Source organism: Natrinema zhouii (assembly GCF_013456555.2).
Classification (GTDB): domain Archaea; phylum Halobacteriota; class Halobacteria; order Halobacteriales; family Natrialbaceae; genus Natrinema; species Natrinema zhouii.
In genome coordinates, this window is sequence record NZ_CP084882.1 from 251,000 (window position 1) to 268,106 (window position 17,107).

15 protein-coding genes and 1 pseudogene are annotated in these 17,107 nt (G+C 60.0%); 10 read left to right on the top strand and 6 right to left on the bottom strand.

From position 1 onward, the window contains the following. The first annotated feature begins 49 nt into the window (after positions 1 to 49). From HYG81_RS38880 to HYG81_RS38895, 4 genes are all read left to right on the top strand, one after another. Complete coding sequence (locus tag HYG81_RS38880) at positions 50 to 1,405, top strand: heme-copper oxidase family protein (protein WP_226777951.1); 1,356 nt, start codon at positions 50 to 52, stop codon at positions 1,403 to 1,405. A 505-nt stretch (positions 1,406 to 1,910) separates the two neighbouring features. Continuing rightward, positions 1,911 to 2,345 (top strand): thioredoxin family protein, encoded by a 435-nt coding sequence (locus HYG81_RS38885; protein ID WP_226777952.1) that lies wholly within the window; start codon positions 1,911 to 1,913, stop codon positions 2,343 to 2,345. A gap of 110 nt (positions 2,346 to 2,455) precedes the next feature. Continuing rightward, a complete protein-coding gene (locus HYG81_RS38890) occupies positions 2,456 to 2,995 on the top strand; it encodes a DUF1684 domain-containing protein (protein WP_226777953.1) in 540 nt (179 codons plus the stop codon). 145 nt (positions 2,996 to 3,140) lie between these two features. Continuing rightward, positions 3,141 to 4,295: a methionine synthase gene (locus tag HYG81_RS38895; RefSeq protein WP_226777540.1), complete on the top strand. Its 1,155-nt coding sequence runs from the start codon at positions 3,141 to 3,143 to the stop codon at positions 4,293 to 4,295. 57 nt (positions 4,296 to 4,352) lie between these two features. On the opposite strand, the gene HYG81_RS38900 is transcribed toward HYG81_RS38895, so the two are convergent. From HYG81_RS38900 to HYG81_RS38920, 5 genes are read right to left on the bottom strand one after another with little or no spacing between them, the layout of a single operon-like run. Continuing rightward, positions 4,353 to 7,424, bottom strand: coding sequence for a PAS domain S-box protein (locus HYG81_RS38900; protein ID WP_226777541.1), 3,072 nt, complete (start codon positions 7,422 to 7,424; stop codon positions 4,353 to 4,355). A gap of 58 nt (positions 7,425 to 7,482) precedes the next feature. Then, positions 7,483 to 8,652: an inorganic phosphate transporter gene (locus tag HYG81_RS38905; RefSeq protein ID WP_226777542.1), complete on the bottom strand. Its 1,170-nt coding sequence runs from the start codon at positions 8,650 to 8,652 to the stop codon at positions 7,483 to 7,485. Between the two features lie 53 nt (positions 8,653 to 8,705). Beyond that, positions 8,706 to 9,167 carry a DUF6691 family protein gene (locus tag HYG81_RS38910; RefSeq protein ID WP_049904790.1) on the bottom strand — a complete coding sequence of 154 codons (462 nt, stop codon included), beginning with the start codon at positions 9,165 to 9,167 and terminating at the stop codon, positions 8,706 to 8,708. A 54-nt stretch (positions 9,168 to 9,221) separates the two neighbouring features. Further along, positions 9,222 to 9,734, bottom strand: coding sequence for a YeeE/YedE family protein (locus HYG81_RS38915; protein ID WP_226777543.1), 513 nt, complete (start codon positions 9,732 to 9,734; stop codon positions 9,222 to 9,224). Positions 9,735 to 9,739: 5 nt separating this feature from the next. Continuing rightward, positions 9,740 to 10,933, bottom strand: a complete 1,194-nt coding sequence (locus tag HYG81_RS38920; protein WP_226777544.1) for an MBL fold metallo-hydrolase — start codon at positions 10,931 to 10,933, stop codon at positions 9,740 to 9,742. Positions 10,934 to 11,177: 244 nt separating this feature from the next. On the opposite strand from HYG81_RS38920, the gene HYG81_RS38925 reads away from it, so the two are divergent. The 6 genes and pseudogenes from HYG81_RS38925 to HYG81_RS38950 all read left to right on the top strand — a co-directional run. After that, complete coding sequence (locus HYG81_RS38925; protein WP_006111093.1) at positions 11,178 to 11,423, top strand: sulfurtransferase TusA family protein; 246 nt, start codon at positions 11,178 to 11,180, stop codon at positions 11,421 to 11,423. Beyond that, a complete protein-coding gene (locus HYG81_RS38930) occupies positions 11,423 to 12,013 on the top strand; it encodes a DsrE/DsrF/DrsH-like family protein (RefSeq protein ID WP_226777545.1) in 591 nt (196 codons plus the stop codon). The genes HYG81_RS38925 and HYG81_RS38930 overlap by 1 nt, the downstream gene beginning before the upstream one ends. 3 nt (positions 12,014 to 12,016) lie before the next feature. Further along, positions 12,017 to 12,262, top strand: coding sequence for a DdfA family disk-determining factor (ddfA, locus tag HYG81_RS38935; RefSeq protein ID WP_226777546.1), 246 nt, complete (start codon positions 12,017 to 12,019; stop codon positions 12,260 to 12,262). Between the two features lie 619 nt (positions 12,263 to 12,881). Continuing rightward, a complete protein-coding gene (locus tag HYG81_RS38940; RefSeq protein ID WP_226777547.1) occupies positions 12,882 to 13,208 on the top strand; it encodes a hypothetical protein in 327 nt (108 codons plus the stop codon). Between the two features lie 599 nt (positions 13,209 to 13,807). Further along, the gene (locus HYG81_RS38945) at positions 13,808 to 14,785 is read left to right on the top strand and encodes an ImmA/IrrE family metallo-endopeptidase (RefSeq protein WP_226777548.1); all 978 of its coding nucleotides are present in this window, start codon (positions 13,808 to 13,810) and stop codon (positions 14,783 to 14,785) included. Positions 14,786 to 14,835: 50 nt separating this feature from the next. After that, positions 14,836 to 15,213, top strand: a pseudogene (locus HYG81_RS38950) (ISH3 family transposase); the annotation flags it as partial. Between the two features lie 7 nt (positions 15,214 to 15,220). Here the strand turns inward: HYG81_RS38950 and HYG81_RS38955 are convergent. Further along, positions 15,221 to 17,011 (bottom strand): ribosome biogenesis/translation initiation ATPase RLI, encoded by a 1,791-nt coding sequence (locus HYG81_RS38955; RefSeq protein ID WP_226777549.1) that lies wholly within the window; start codon positions 17,009 to 17,011, stop codon positions 15,221 to 15,223. Between the last annotated feature and the right edge of the window lie 96 nt (positions 17,012 to 17,107).

Genomic DNA, 17,107 nt, shown 5'->3' on the forward strand with positions numbered 1-17,107 from the left:
TGCAATATTCGCGACAACGGATACACAGCGGCCAATCAAACGAACGTGTATGGCTAATACGGATCCGTGCGACCCACGTCCAAGCGACTCCGAATACCGATCCACCCGGCGGACGGCTGATGGACCGACGCTCACTCTGACGCCGTTTCACGTTGCTGGCATCGCATTCCTGTTTGTCGGTTTCGCGCTCGCTCTCTATCAGGGCCTTCAAGCGTTCGAACTCGTTCCGCAGGTATCGTGGATCACGTGGGCGCACATCCACTTCGTTACGATCGGCGCGTTCACGCAGTTGCTCTTCGGCACGCTGCCACAGCTGACGGCGCGGAAACTCGAGCAACCGGGACCGTCAGCAACGGCTATCAAAGCCGTTTTTCTCGGATTGAACGGCGCCGTACTACTCATCTGGTACGGTCGTGCCTTTGGCGAGCCACTGTGGTTCGACATCGGCCTCGGGACGATCTGGCTGCTTACGGGCTGGCTGTTCGCCGTCGTTCTCCTGATGGTACGCAGAAGCGACAGCGGGCGAGCGCGCGACCCGACCATTGGCTTTTACCTCCTCTCACCGTTCGTCTACCTGATCGGGCTCACGTTCGCGTTCGGACTGTACAGCCACGGCTGGGATGTCCCCGGCGGCTGGTACGGACTCCGGGAGGCACACGTCCACGCCAACGCGTGGGGGTTTCTGGGCCTCGCGGCGATCGGCACGCTGTACGATCTCTTTCCGCGGCTCGTGGATGCGGAGCTATACAGCGACCGACTGAGACGATACTCGTTCCCGCTGTTTGCGCTCGGTATCGTCCCGCTCGTCGTCGGACCGGTGCTCGGCATGGGGAAGACGGTGACCGCAATCGGACTAGTACTGTACGCCGCCGGCTACGTTCTCTATATTTACACGCTCGCTCAAACCTACCGGGCCGGCACGCCGAGCGGGACAGCGCTCTCGGTGCTCGTCGCCCAGCTGTGGATCCTCGGCCCGGCGAGCTTCGCCCCGTTCATCCTGTTCGGTATGCCACTCGGTATCCCCGCCCCGTGGATCGAGACCGGCGCATTGCACTTCCTTTTCATCGGCTGGGCGCTTCCAATCGCGCTCGCAGGCTCGCTGCTCGTCGCCTGCACTCTCGAGTGGCCCCACGGAACCACTCGAGGTGACGGCGGCGACAGCCGCGTCGACGGACTCGTCCCCGCGAAGCGTCTCCCGTCGGCCGTCGGACCGAAGTCCGTCCTCGCCTGGAACCTCGCGGTTCTCGCCGTCGGGATCGGCTTCTTCTATCAGGACCAGTCGTGGTCGGCGCTACTGCACGGCTCGGGATTCACTGTCCTCCTCTCACTCTGGGGGTACTATCTGCTGAAGATCGTCGAACAGCGGTGGTCAGTCCGCACGCAGACGTCGTCAACTCGAGTGTGATTTCCGGACTCGACGAGAAAAACGTTGTATACACCGTCGTCGAGATATCGCGTTCAAAGCTGCTCACAGTCAGCGGCCTGCGTTATTCTGAGTTCTCGCCGAGTGATTGTGTTTCATCAACATCGCTCGGCTGTAGTTGGCGAACGAGATGTAGGTGCATCCGATACCGTACAATATTAGTCCCAATCCGACGAAAATGAGCGGAAGGAGTATTGATTCAATTGCCTGAGAGACACTCTCAAGATTCGCCGGCAGAACGCCTATGATCGCCAAGAGAAATGCACTCACGATCGGTACTGCACTACCCGATCAAACGGGCGGTGCCAACGCCGTGGTATGGTTCATTACTGGACTCATGGACGATCTGTTCCCGGTCTGCTCAGCCCGAACGATGTGAGAGTCGGCCGGCGATCCGCGACGAGACCAGTGCGAGTCCAAACCGGCTATATGATATTGTAGACAGTTCACAAAACCGTTATTGCTGTGGAAACCGTACCGTCGATCGATGAGCGACTCCGCAAACAACGATCGCCAACGGATCCGTGAACAGAAGAAGCGAGAGCTGCAGGAACGTCTCGAGAACGGCGGGGGCCTCGATGCGGCCGACAGGGAGAGCACCGAACCCGACGAGCCAATCGCGATCACAGGCCAGGGTCACCTCGACGAGGTCGTCGGAGAGCACGACGTTGTCCTCGTGGACTGTTACGCCGACTGGTGTGGCCCCTGTCAGATGATGGAGCCGACGATCGAAGCCCTCGCCGCGGAGACCGACGCCGCCGTCGCGAAGGTCGACGTCGACGCTCACCAGCAGATCGCCCAGCAACTGGGCGCCCGCGGCGTCCCGACGCTCGTCCTCTACGCCGACGGCCAGCCGGTCGAGCGGATGGTCGGCGTCCAGGACCGCGGAACGCTGGAGGGGCTAATCGAGCAACACGCGTAGTGACGCACCTGCCGAGGCCACGGCAGTCGATAGTGATTATCTGAACAGCGTCCTGGTCTGACCTAAATACGGGGACCGGCGACACGACCACGACACACTGACCTTCAGCCATGACCACCGATTGGCGGCGAGCGATCGAGACGCAACGGGAAGAGAAAGACCGGTACTTCGGCGGCGACCCGCACTCGCCGATTCCGTCGGACAAGCGCGAGTCGTTCGACGGCCTCGAGTATTACCCGATCGACGAGGCATACCGGTTCGAACTGCCGCTGCACGAGTACAACGACCCTGAACCGGTCACCGTTGGGACGAGCACCGACGGCGAGCGGAAGTACCTTCGGTGGGGCGAGTTCCGATTCACCGTCGACGGCGAAGACATCACGCTGCAGGCCTACAAGGCGGATCCAGACGACGATCGGCTCTGGGTCCCGTTCCGAGACGCGACCAGCGGCGACGAGACCTATGGCGCCGGTCGGTACCTCGACCTCGAAGGCGACGCCCACCGAACGGGCGACGAAAACTGGATCCTCGACTTCAACGAGGCGTACAATCCGACGTGCGCGTACTCGGATCGCTACGAGTGCCCGCTCCCGCCGACGGAGAACTGGCTCGAGGTCCCGATCGAGGCCGGCGAACAGGCGTACCACTGACGATGATTCCGGACTAATTCGGCGCCCTCGACGGAATTTCGCTGTTTTCGAACGTCGTAGGCGCTATCGAACCACCGTGACCGTCGATCGTGAGAATACCACCAGTTATATTATCTACTGAAACTATTACTCACAAGAGTACCCCATGACGACCACTGAAGACCGAATCCGAACGACGCACATCGGGAGTCTTCCCCGCCCGCCGGCACTGCTCGACCTCCTCGAGACGCGTCAGAACGACGAACCGGTCGACGAGGACGAGTGGAACGAAACCGTCGCAGAGGCCACGCGGGCCGTCGTCGAGCGACAGGCCGAGGTCGGGCTCGACGTCGTCAACAACGGCGAACAGTCGCGGGTCTCGTTCAACTGGTACGTCGCGGACCGTCTGAGCGGTATCGACGGGAAGCGCGAACAGGAACTTTGGGCGGACCTCCAGGAGTTCCCCGAGTACGCCGAGGAGACGTTCAAGACGGACGTCATCGATCTCTCGATGCAGCCCGTCGTCGACGGCCCCATCGAGTACACCGGCCGCGCGGAGGCCGAGGACGAACTCGAGGCGTTCCGAGACGCGCTCGCGACCGTCGACGCCGACTTCGAGGGGACGTTCGTGACCTCGGCGTCGCCGAGCATCGTCGCGACCACGCACGTCAACGAGTACTACGACACCTACGAGGAGTACCTCTTCGCCGTCGCGGACGCGATGCAGACGGAGTACGAACTGGTCGCCGAGACCGGGATGACCCTCCAGATCGACGCGCCCGAACTGCTCACCATCGGCCAGACGGCGGCCTACGCGGACGAACCGCTCGAGGACGTCAAGGAAGCGACGCGCCTCCACGTCGAGGCGCTCAACGAGGCCCTCGATAACGTCCCCGCCGAGCAGGTACGCCTCCACACCTGCTGGGGGAGTTACGAGGGCCCCCACCACCTCGACGCGGACCTCGTTGACCTCCTGCCGGAGATCTACGAGGCCGACATCACCGGACTGAGCGTCGAACAGGCTAACCCCCGCCACCAGCACGAGTACCGCGCGTTCGCCGAGCAGCCGCTTCCCGACGGCTGGACGCTGATGCCCGGCGTCGTCGACGTCAAGACGAACATCATCGACCACCCGGAGACGATCTCGGACCGCCTCGAGCGCGTCGCGGACGCGGTCGACGAGTCGACGCCGATCGTCGCCGCGCCCGACTGCGGCTTCGGTACGCAGGCGGGTCTCGGCATGGTCCACCCCAAAATCGCGTGGGCCAAACTCGAGGCGCTCGTCGAGGGCGCCGAGATCGCGACCGAGCGCGTCTACTGACGGCCGCCTCTTGGGCCGCCGGGTGGAAGCCCGTCCGGTGAGCGGTCCGCCCGCGTCTCACGCGAGCGGAAGCGTGAGCGAGAACGTCGATCCCTCACCGGGTTCCGACTCGACCCAGATGCGGCCGCCGTGCCGTTCGACGATCCGCCGAGCGAGGGTCAGTCCCATCCCGGTTCCCTCGTGTTCCTCGTGCGTGTGCAAGCGCCGGAAGATCTCGAAGATCCGGTCCTGATCGTCGGGGTCGATCCCGATTCCCTCGTCCCGAACCGAGAGTAAGCACTGCCGTCCGCGCCGTCCCGTCTCGATATCGATTCGGGGCCGCTCGTCGCCGCTATACGTGATCGCGTTGGTGACGAGATTCTGAAGTACCCGTCGCAACTGACTGGCGTCGCCGCGAACGGTCGGCAACGATTCCGCCGTGATCTCCGCGCCGGTCTCCTCGATCCGGAACTGCAGGTCGTCGAGGACCTCGTCGAGCAGTTCGTCGAGGTCGACCGACTCGAACGACTCCCCTTGCGTATCGACCCGGGAGTATTCGAGCAGCCCATCGATCATCTCCGTCATCCGTTCGGCGCCGTCGACGGCGAACTCGAGGAACTCTGTCGCCTCCCCGTCCAGGTCGTCGCCGTAACGGCTCTCGAGCAGTTGCAAGTAGCTCGAGACCATCCGCAGCGGCTCCTGTAGATCGTGGCTCGCCGCGTAGGCGAACTGCTCTAAGCGCTCGTTCGATTCCTCGAGTTTCCGTTTGTACTCGTCGCGCTCGGTGACGTCGACCGCGACGAGCATCCCCGCGAACACGTCGCCATCGTCGTCCCTGACAGGAACGATGTGGACGTTCCAGATGTGATCGCGAAACGAGACGTCCGTTTCGGTCGATTCACCGCCGAAGACGGACCGGAGCGCCGGCTCGAGTTCGGTGACGAGTTCGTCGGGGTAGACGTCGTGGATCGTCTTTCCCTCGAGTTCGTCGGGGGGAAGATCGATCTCGTCGAGGATTTGCCCGTCCGCGAAGGTATACCGGAGTTCCTCGTCGAACATCGTGATCACGCCGTTCGGGAAGCTCTCGACCAGCGTCCGGTAGCGCCGTTCGCTCTCCTCGAGCCTGCGTTGATACGCGAGCCGCTCGGTGACGTCCCTGACGACGCCGATCCGGCGGTACGTCCCGGATTCGGCGACGTGGGTCGTCACCGCCGTTTCGGTGGGGACCGCCTCGCCGTCGGCCGTCTGGATCGTTGCCTCCAGTTTCGTCGCGCTCGACTCGTCGGCGACGGCTTGAGCGCGTTCGAGTACCTCGTCGTCGACGACAAGCGACTCGCGTGCGCCGAGCAGTTCCTCGCGGTCGTAGCCGGTCAGTTCGGCGAACGCCCGATTGACGACGGTGAATCGGCCCTCGTCGTCGACCGTGTAAACGCCGTCGTCGATCGCCTCGATGATCGTTCGATACTTCTCCAGTTTCCGCTCGCGTTCTTTCTGCGCCGTGACGTCGGCGTCGATTCCGACGATGTGCTGGACCGTCCCGTCGTCGTCGGTGACTGGGACCGCCCGGGCGTGAATCCACCGCTGCTCGCCGTTCGGTCTGACGATCCGAAACTCCTCATCGAACCGCCCGTCCGGCAGTGCGGTGTAGGCCTCGCGGACCCGGTCTCGGTCCGCCGGGTGGACGAGTTCGAGCCACGAGAGCCCGTCGTCGTACAGGTTTTCGCGGTCGTGTCCGAAGACGTCCTCGTAGGCGGGGTTCGCGTAGACGTACTCCGCGGGGTCCGCGTCGGTCAACCAGATGACCTCCTCGAGGTGTTCGCTGAGCGTTCTGAATCGGCGTTCCTGCTCTCGAAGCGCCGCCTCCATCCGGTTGCGCTCGGTTACGTCCCGGACCACACCGATCCGCGTTTCGTCGCCGTCCTCGTCCAGAATAACGAATCGATTCTCGACCGTCCGGGTCTCGTCCGGACCGGCGTCGATCGTCTCCTCGAACATCGGTGGTTTCCCCTCGCTTCCGTCGCTCCACTGTTCGGCCTCGATGGAGGCGAACTCCTCGCCGAACACCGTCGAGGCGTGTCGCCCCTGCAGTTCCGCCCGCGAGAACGGGGTCAGGTCGGCGAACGAATCGTTGACCAGTTCGAACCGACGCTCCTCGTCGAGAACGTAGATGCCCTCGTGGGCCGTTTCGACGACCGTTTCGTACCGCTCGAGCTCTCGACTACGCTCGAACCGATCGGTGATGTCCTCAATCGCGAAGACGACGCCGTCGATTTCGTCGTTGTCACCGTCGGAGAGCGGCGCGCCGCTGATCGAGAGCCACACCCGCTGACCGTCCGGCCGCAAGACCCCGCTGACCTGATCGAACACCGGTTCGCCGGACTCGAGGATCCGGGAGAACGGCAACTCCGCCGACGAAAGGGAATGGCCGTCGGGACCGATCTCGTCCCACTCGGGATCGTCGAACCGCAACTCGTCGATCCGCTCTTTGCTACGACCGAAGATTTCTTCGGCGCGATCGTTTGCGAAGCGCATCTCGCCATCGGTATCGACGATCGTGATGCCGATCGGACTCGTTTCGACGATCTTGTCCTTGAGGGACGCCTCCGCGTCTCTGCGCCGGTTCGCTCGCTCCCGATCGACGACCGAACCGAGGACGTTCGCGACGCTCTGGACAAACGCCGCGTCCGAGTCGTCGAACGCGTCCGTCGTCGTGTAGATAGCGAGGACGCCCCACGGCCCCTCTGTCGAGCCGATACTGGCGCAGATGACGCTGCTGATCGTCCGGTCGGGGAGAAACGGCGGCCGGTCGAACCGATCGCTGGTTTCGAGGTCGACGACGACGGGGTCGTCCGCCGTCAGCGCCGTTCCGTGTGCGGTATTGCGACCGGATGCAGTCGTCTTCGTTCCGATGCGATCGTCGTTGATCCCGTCTCCGCCGCGGATCAGGAACCGATTGTCGCCCGGAGCCGATTCGAGAACGGTCGCGAACTCGGCCTCGAGTACGTCACTGACCGCCGTGACGGCGCTGTCGATCAACTCGTTCGGATCGTCCGTGTCGAACGCCCGGCGACCGAGGTCTGCGACGAGCCTCTGCTGTCGGATGGCAGCGTCCGCCGTCGAGTTCCCATCCGAACGAGGAGAGGGTGTCATTGTCCGTGCTAGAAAGGCGAAGCAGTATAAGGCCACCTTCTCGAACGGGACGGTGCCGTCACCGAACGACGAGCATCGATACGTAGCCGAGCCCGAACGCAAGGACGAACGATCCGATCCAAGCGGCGACGGTGAATCCCAGCTTTCGGGGGCTGACGCCGTCTCCACCGGTGACCGCGAGTCCGCTGCCGATGATCGCGCTCACGATGATCTCGTTGAACGAGACCGGTACCCCGAGCAGGACCGCGGTCTGTGCAATGAGAAACGAGGGGACGAGCGTCGAAATGGATCGTCGCGGTCCCAGCGACGCGTACTCCTGCGAGATTGACTTGATCATTCGGGGCGCACTCGTCCACGAACCGACGAGGATCCCGACGCCGCCGCCGAGCAACACCACGATCGGTGACACCGTCGGCAGCTCCTCGAGCAGCGGGAACAGTGGTCCAACGGCCAGTCCGACCTGACTCGCACCTGCCGAGAACGCTACGAGCGCACCGAGCGAGAGCAGGAACCGGCGCAGCCCGCCGGCCTCGTCGCGACCGACGTCCCAGCGAACGACAGTCGCGGCGATGGTCCCGAAGCCGAGGGAGATTACGATCGTGGCGGCGACGCCGTCGACGGGAACCAGCGTGGTCCCGGCGGCAGCGAGTGTTCCCCCGACCGACGCGAGGAACGAGAACTCGAGGTTCGCAACCACGACGCCGACGATCCCGGCGAGAATCGGAACGGTGACGTCCTCAGGAGCATCAGCTCGCGGGAGGATACTGGCGAGACCGTAGGCGATTCCCCCGCCCACGAACGGTGTAAGGACCCAGACCGCGCCGATTTCGGCGTACTTCCCCCAGGCCGGATCGCCGCCGAGTGCGAGGCCGACGCCGACAACCGACCCGGTCACGGTGAACGCGGTCGCGATCGGATACCCCGTGTAGATCCCGATCGCCATCAGCCCGGCACCGATCAGCAGGACGACGATGACGCCGCTGACCGGGAGGCTGATCCCGTCGACGAGGCCGCTGCCGACGGCTTCGGAGACGTTTCCGCCCTGCGTCACCGCGCCAGCGAAGCCGAGAATGCCAACGAGAAACGCCGCGCGCATCGTCGGAATCGCGTTCGCGCCGACGGCCGGGGCGAACGGGGTCGCGCCGCTCGAGCCGGCGCCGATGACCCACGCCATGAAGAGGCTCGCGACCGCGGCCGCTGCGAACAGGAGTATCGTTGTAGGTTCCATTAGTGTACGAAAATCCTCCGTTTCAGTTCTCGAGGTGCGAAATTCGAACGGTGTTAGTCAGCACTCGCTGGACCGGAGTCGGCCGCGGCGCGCTTGCTGCGCCAGACCCCCTGCAGGTAGGCGCCGGCGAACATGCCGACGAGCGCCCACAGGATGGCGACGTTTCCGATCCCGAGGCTGGCGTAGGCCGCGCCGGGGCAGATCCCCGAGAGCCCCCAGCCGACACCGAAGATCCCGCCGCCGATCAGGACGTTTCGATCGAACGATTTCAGCCGTCGACGGTACACGTCGCCCGTCAGCGGTGCGCTGTCGCGAATCCGGGGCATGATCGCGAAGGCGATCCCGGAGACGATCGCGGCGCCAAACATGACGAACGGCAGGCCGAGGTCGTCGAACTGGAGGAAGTCCAGCACGACTTCCGGCCGAGCCATGTGGCTGTACGCCAGTCCGAAGCCGAAGATCAGACCGCCGACGAGGATCAGCGGCATGAACAGCGGATGGCGATTTCTGCTCACGGGTCGTCACCTCCCCGTTCGCCGTCTCGAGACGCGAGCGTCTCGCAGCTCATGTTACGGACTCACCCCCATTGCCTGGACGATCTGGGCGGTCACGATCGCGACCGTCAGGAACGTGATCACGCCGACGATCGACGTTTTCGAGGCCGAGCCGACGCCGCAGACGCCGTGGCCCGACGTGCAACCCTTCCCGACGCGCGTCCCGATCCCGACGAGGACGCCACCGAGCAGCAACCGCCAGGGCTGGACGTCGGTTGTCCACGTCCCGCCCTGCCAGAAGACGGCGTAGACCGCCGCTCCCAGAATGATTCCGAGCGTGAAGACGACGCGCCAGTCCCGGGAGCCGCGGTACTGCTTGAACCGTGACTGATCCGAAACGTACGACAGCGTCGACTCGAGGAACGTACTCGCGCCCGCGGCGATCCCCGTCCCGAGATAGATGACGACCGCGCCGAGGCCGACGAGCAGTCCACCGATAGCGTACCGGGAGATGCCGTTGGGAAACGGCTCGGCGGGCACTACCTGACCCGGGGCGGCAAGTTCGGCGAACAGTGCGATCTCGAGCACGGTGATCAGTCACCCGCCAGCGACTCTTGGCTGGCCGCGCAGTTGTTCGGGCCGAGCTCGAGTTCGAACGCTTCCTTGTCGTTGGCCTCCTGCTGTCCGAGGTTCGTGAGGATGATATCCTCGTAGTTGGCCGGACGGGGCGGCATATCCGAGAGGATCAGCTCGACGAACTCGTCTTCGTCCATCGTTAGAGCGTCCATCTCTTCTTCGAGTTGGCCGATCGGTGCCGTATAGGTGCCATCGTCGGCGGGATCGGCGGAGTCACTGAAGTGAGCCCCGCCGACGAGCGTGTCGTTAGGCAGGGTCAGCACGCGCTCCTGCAGCGACTCGTAGAGCTGGCGTGCGGCGTCTTCTGCGCCCTCGTCGCCCTCCTCTAAGTCAGGGCGGGCAACACTCTCGACGAACAGGCCGTCGCCAGTCGCAAGCAGCGAGTCGTCGATCAGGTACGAGGTCATCCCGGAGGTATGTCCGGGCGTGTAGACGGTTTCGATCGTGGCAGCACCGACTTCGAACTCGTCGCCGTCTGCTGCGAGAGTCATCTCGTCGGCGTAGGTGATACCGCGGTCGACCGCCGCCTTGGGGATGACGCCCTCGACGCCCTCATCGGCGAGGTCGCGGATCCCCGAGATGTGATCCGCGTGGATGTGCGTGTCGATTGCGTACTTCAGGTCGGCGTCCAGTTCGTTCGCATCTTGGAGATAGCGGTCGGTGAATGCACGCAGTGGGTCAATCACGGCCGCCTCGTCACCGTCAACGATGAGGTAGCCGAGACAGCCGCTCGAGGGACGCTGGTACTGGTAGAGCGTCCCCGCGCCGTCGTAGCGCTCGACCTCGACGCGCTCGTAGATTCGCGCCCAGCCGTTCATCCCCTCCTCGAGGTGGTCGACGTCGTAGCCGCGCTCTCTCAACTGTGCAGCGACGTACTCGCTCGAGCCGCCCTTCGCACAGAGAACCGTAATTTCGCGCTCATCGGGAATCTGTGCAAGGACATCGTCGTCAATTTCGTCGTCCAAGAACTCGAAGTACGGGATGTTGATCGATTCGACGGTCTCCCCGTCGATCCTCCACTCGTTGTACTCCGATTCCATGCGGGTATCGAGGAGTGTGACATCCTCGCCCGCGTCGATTTTCCCCTTCAATTCGTCTGGACTGACCGATTCGATCTCGACGTCCGGCATTGGAAGATCCATATCGTCCATGTTGTACAGTTCCCAGTATCGGCTACTGGCACTTAAGGGTTTGTGTAGTAATTCCTATTATCTACAATACAGGCTAGCCAAATACAGCCTCATGATTTCTATATACGCGTATGCAGGCGGTACTAACTAGTTATTTTATCCTCCTCAGGACTAGGGGTGTTCGTGTATTGTGCAATAACCGGAGGCCTTATATGGGAGCGCCCAATATTGTATGATAGCTCCAATACGGGGCCAGAACGAAACTATGAGTTCGGAATACCAGACCACGGAGACGCTAGACGTGAAAGGACAGTCGTGCCCGATGCCCATCGTGAAGACCAAGCAATCGATCGACGATCTCGAGGCCGGCGACGTCCTCGAGGTCGTCGCGACTGACTCGGGCAGCATGAGCGACATTCAGGGGTGGGCCGACGGCACCGACGGCGTCGAACTCCTCGAGCAGGTCGAGGAGGACGATTTGTACACTCACTACGTGAAGAAAACGGAATAATGAGCACGGATAACCCAACGACGGCAGTCGACGACGCCGATCCGGACGTCGACGCCGCCGAGTTACAGGCGCTGCGCGAGCGCGTCGAGGAATTGGAAGAATCGATGGCAGCGGTGGACACTGGCGACGATCAGAAGAAGATGACCATCGTCGCGACACAGGGGAGTTTCGACATGGCGTATCCACCGTTAATCCTCGCGAGCACTGCGGCCGCCTTCGGCTGGGAGGTTGTCGTCTTCCACACGTTTTGGGGGCTCGATATCCTCCACGAGGAGAAGTCGACGGACCTCAAGTTGAGCGCCGTCGGCAACCCGAATATGCCGGTCCCGAACGCCGTCGCTGCTCTGCCAGGCATGGACAAGATGGCCACGAAGATGATGCAGAAGAAGATTGACGACAACGGGACTGCCACCATCGAGGAACTGATCGACCTCTCGCTCGAGAGCGGCGTCGATCTGCAGGCGTGTCAGATGACGATCGAACTGATGGACTATGATGAGGACGACTTCTACGACGGCGTCACCACTGGCGTCGGTGCGGCCACCGCGCTGCAACACATGGCTGAATCCGACATTCAGCTCCTCGTCTAATCCATGACTGCCACCGAGTCAACGCGCTCAAAGCCGAGCCTACGCGTCCTTGAAGCGATTGCCGACGCGGAAGATGTCTCCCCGATTACCCTCGAGCCACCGCTCAACGACGTTGTGGATCCTGCTGCGCTGGACCGATTGTTTGAACCGACCGCTGCTGACGACTCGGTCCGAAGCGGACACGTTTCGTTCCGGTACCGAGGGTATGACGTAACAATCTCTTCGGATGGGACCCTCAAACTGTCGTAAGAAGAGTTTGGGATTCGCTTCCACGACCCTCGGCTATTGTCATTTTCATGCACTACTACACCCTTCGGTTGAATCACGCGACGCAGAGGGTCTGGAATCGATTAGTTACTGAGCGACTCGTACTCTACTTGGTGTGGTTTCTCCTCTGTCTAAGTTGAAATAAAACCATATATCAAAAATATCCCCTGAGGTTGCGTAGCAATCATTCCACGTGCATATTTAATTAAGATGTAAATATTTATATCAAACTGTGTGATTATACTCCGAGTTCACTTGTGAGTACCCCTTAGATAGGATGAACGAAATTATAATCCTCAGTCTCAGTTTGGCTGTACAAATACTCCGGTGGCGCGAGGAGCGAAAGCGCCGAAAAGAAGCAGAGAAACGATACCCACGAATAGGGCTTTATCACGGATGATGCGGCCAACGGCATGCCTCTGGACGATCATCTCAAAGATAATACAAGTAGTCCGTCTTCCTGCAGTTAGGGCTGATTCGAGAATGAACCTATATAGTACTCAGACGCGACATACTTCAGATATTGTACGTACGTCTGACGTACGTTTATACAGGGCGGCGATATACCCTCATTCGGTCGTTTATGACCAAAAGAAAACATATGCGCCGGGCTACCTTCCTGGCGCTTGCCACGGTTCTTCTCATCAGTCTGGTATCAGCGAGCGCAGCCGCGGTGCCAGATCCGGATGATATCAAGTACCCAAAGGAGTCTATTGAGTGTCCTGAAATGACGGATGCTGTGAGCCCTCTATCGGATACGAATTCCAGTGAATATCTGGACTGTAAAGAGAAGAGCATCGCGCAGTGGACTGAGCGAACGGTTAAAAAGGATATACAACGCTCGCTCCGCAGCATCCAGAACCTCGAGGACCAGTTTGATGAACTGGTATCTTATCTGGAGTCGCAAGCTGAACGCGCTTCGCTCTAATCTCGATCAACCACCTATATTTTATAAATAATGACGCGGCCAACGACAGTGATACCTCTAAACGATCGTTGCGAAGATTTCCTGATCGCCGTCGCACTGAGAACCACAGCATCCGGTTCACCAAAAATGACGAGCTGTCGTGGCACAAGCCTATTACTACGCTCGGAGAACCAAAACGAAATACGCAACGTATTGAGATGAGCGTCCTCCGCTGCCCAACTGGAGTCTCGAGGTCTACCAGCAACTCAAATCCCGTATCTGTCGCGGCGACAATAGGCTGACGAAAGAGAAGGCGACAATACTCATCGTCACAGAGGTGATTGGGGAAGCTAACGCGGAGTATTCGCTCTAACGGCTAATCGATTGTGGATATCTCTATCTGGTCGACGACATGCTCTACGTTACTGATTCAGATTCAGATAACGCAGAGGAATAGAAGATCGACGGCTTGGTCCGCGCACTTACGTGGATTTTGGAGGTGTTCAACTCCGGTGCTAATCCCCCGTCAGAAGTGACGACACTGCACGGTGGTGTTGTTGTACCCCTGAGAGGGGTGAGGCGCTTTCGAGTAGGTAAGAGCGTCAACACGAGTGATTCTAATGGCAGTGACCACAGAGCGAACAGCCTCGTTCACCGACACCGAGACGCGCAGCGACGAGATGAACAGTACGATCGAAACGTGGGTTGACGACCTCGTGGACCTCGTCGACGACGCTGCGGCCAGTGAAGAGTTCAAAGCCTGGCTCGACGTACAGAGTCAATTCCACGACTATTCGTACCGAAATACGCTCCTGATCAAACAGCAGTGTCCCCACGCAACCCGCGTTGCAGGGTACAACACGTGGGCAAACGAGTTCGAGCGCTACGTCCAGGAAGGCGAGAGCGCGATCTGGATCTGGGCGCCAATCATCACGAAACAGTGTCCCGAATGCGGAAACTCGGCGTCGTACCACGAGGACAGTAGCTGTGAGTACGACGAAACGCCATCCGAGGAGTGGTCGAAAGGGCTTGTCGGGTTCAAACCGACTGCTGTCTTCGATGTCTCGCAGACCGACGGAGAGCCGCTTCCTGATCTCGAAACCGAAGCATATGGTGATGCCAGTAATCTGGTGCCAGCCCTCCTCGAGAGTGCAGAGCAGTTGGATGTCGACGCACAGATTGTCTCCTCTGACGAGTGGACCTATGGAGAGGCAAAGGGTGTCTGTAAACAGCGGTGTCCGATGACCATGCACCCACAAGTCGAAGTGAAAGATCGAGACAACCAAGCGGATCTCGCTGGGACACTCATCCACGAGTTCGCCCACGCCTTGTTGCACTTTGATATTGAGGATCGTGATGAGCGGTCAAAACGCGAGCTGGAAGCCGAAGCCGTTGCGTACGTTGTGGGGCGCTACTTCGAGTTGGATATGAGCGGATCAGCGTTCTACCTTGCGGCGTGGAACGGTGACGATCCCGAGGTGATCTCTAACCGGCTTGGCCGGATTAGCAACACGGCCCAAGAGCTAATCGACACGCTCGAACGAGAACTCGAGCGTCTCTCAAAGGCTGAATCAAACGCGGATAAGGGAAACAACTAGGATCAGTACCTCACAAAGCCGGTTAATTAGACCGTCTGCTTGTTGAAGGTATATATAAAACCCAACAAGAAGACAGTGGGATCCACGAGGACTAGCTTCTTGACTTCCTCGTCAATCAGCTTGACGAGGAAGTTTATCTCAGCCTTGCTAACAATGCTGAAGTCGATGTTAAAGACATCTATGTGGTCCTCATCGGCGGTAGCGCCGACGAGACCTCGATCTCTACGCTATGCAACTTCAGCCAGGACTCGCCATCACCGAATACGATCCTCTACCATCTGCGGACGAAGTTCGAGCCGTTCCGTCTCGAACGAATCACTAACACGCTCTTTCGACGAGATATCGACGAACTGCTCCTCGAGCAGGTGGAGGTTTGCACAGACCTCCACCTGTGGCCTTACTACGGTAATGAAGACGATACAGACGGCCCGTGTTTCAGTGATCTGTGTAGTAGTATTCGCCACTTTCCTTTCCTTTTTTATCAAGCTGGCTTCCTGGATCGTTGACACGGGGGCGGCCAGTCCGTTCGTCGCGACGAAATGTGATTTCGATCGATGAGAGGAACTCGTTCATGCCATCTCGCAGCGATTGTGGCGAACTCGCATGTCCATGCTTACCGGAAACACCGTCGAAAACGAGCAGTCGATCAGCGATCCGGTCAATCAGGAACATGTCGTGATCAACAACGAGAACCGGATGATCGGTTCGCGTGGCAAACCGGCGAATCTGGGACGCGACGGAAACGCGTCGGTCAACATCAAGGAATACCGACGGTTCGTCCAAGAGATAGCAATCGGCATCACGGGCAAGACATAGTGCGATACTGACTCGCTGTAATTCCCCGCCCGAGAGATCTTCAAGTGCCTGATCGAACAGCGGTTCAAGGTCGAACGGGTCCCGAATTCGGGACTGGAACGCCCGTGAATGGACATCAGTAACCATCGCGAAGCGATCTCGAACAGTCCCCGAATCATCCGGGGACATGTACTGCGGTTTGTACGAGACGGTTACATTATCGGGAACTGACCCCTCATCCGACTCCAGACCACCGGCAATGAGTCGCGCAAACGTCGTCTTTCCCAGTCCGTTTTGGCCACAGATTCCGAGTACCTCGTGTTTGTGAATCCGTCCTGGCTCGACGGTCAACGTGAACTCGTCGAACTGTTTTTTGAGAGCGGGATACTCGAGTATCACATTTTCACCGCTTGCCGAACGATCACTTCCAGTTGGGAACTTGATGGCGTTCGGTCTGATCTGAACGTTATCCTCTGTGAGGCGTCCTTTGAGGAACTGATTGATCCCGTCGCGGGTCGAGAGTCGTTGTGAGACGACACCGAAGCCACCGGGCTCACCGTACAGCACGTGAATTGAATCCGAAAGAAGGTCGAGTGTCGCCAGATCGTGTTCGACGACAATTGCGGCCGTATCCGTCGTTTCGACATGGTTTCGAATGGTCCGAGCGGCCGTTAGTCGCTGTTCGATGTCGAGAAACGACGATGGCTCGTCGAACAGATAGAGATCCGCGTTAGTCGCCAGCGTCTCTGCAATCGCAACGCGTTGTCGTTCACCGCCGGATAACGCGGTAATCGGTCGGTCCAGTATCGCGTCCAGTTGGAGCGTGGCTACGATATCCTCAGTACGGTTTTCCTGAGCCGCGAGACGTTCACGGACAGTCTCGTCCTCTATAGAGGAGGGAAGATCGACTCGCTGTGGCTTGTATGCCGCTGTCACCTCGTCGTTGCGGAGTCGCTCGAGATGCTGTTGTAGGACTGTCCCCCGAAATGCTTGGATTGCGTCATCCCAGCCCGCAATTTCGCTTGAGTCGCCGAAATTCGGGCGCAATTTACCGGCAATAAGTTGGAGTGCTGTGCTCTTTCCGATTCCGTTGCGACCGAGGAGACCGACGATCGACCCATCTTCGGGTGCTGGAAGTTCGTATAGGCGAAACCCGTTCTCCCCATACTGGTGGACAAGTTGACCGGTTGCAGACGGTAAGGGAACGATTTCGATCGCATCGTTCGGGATCTTCTTCTCAATCAGTTTGTGTTCGTTCATCACCAACGCGTCGTCGATGTGGAGTTCCCCATCGTCAGTGACGTGAAATCCCTCGCGACCGGAGCGGTTTAATGGGTCATACTTGACGGCGATATCTCGAACTTCGTCGATTACTTCGTCTTGATCGATAATCGCAATGTAGTCGGTTTGTGAATCAGATGATGGTGGCATTTTAGTGGATATGTCGTATCTGAATGATGAGTATTGCTGGTATCCGAATCGTTACTCTTTACCTCGACAGTGAGACGGTTCTATTATTGGGCTCGT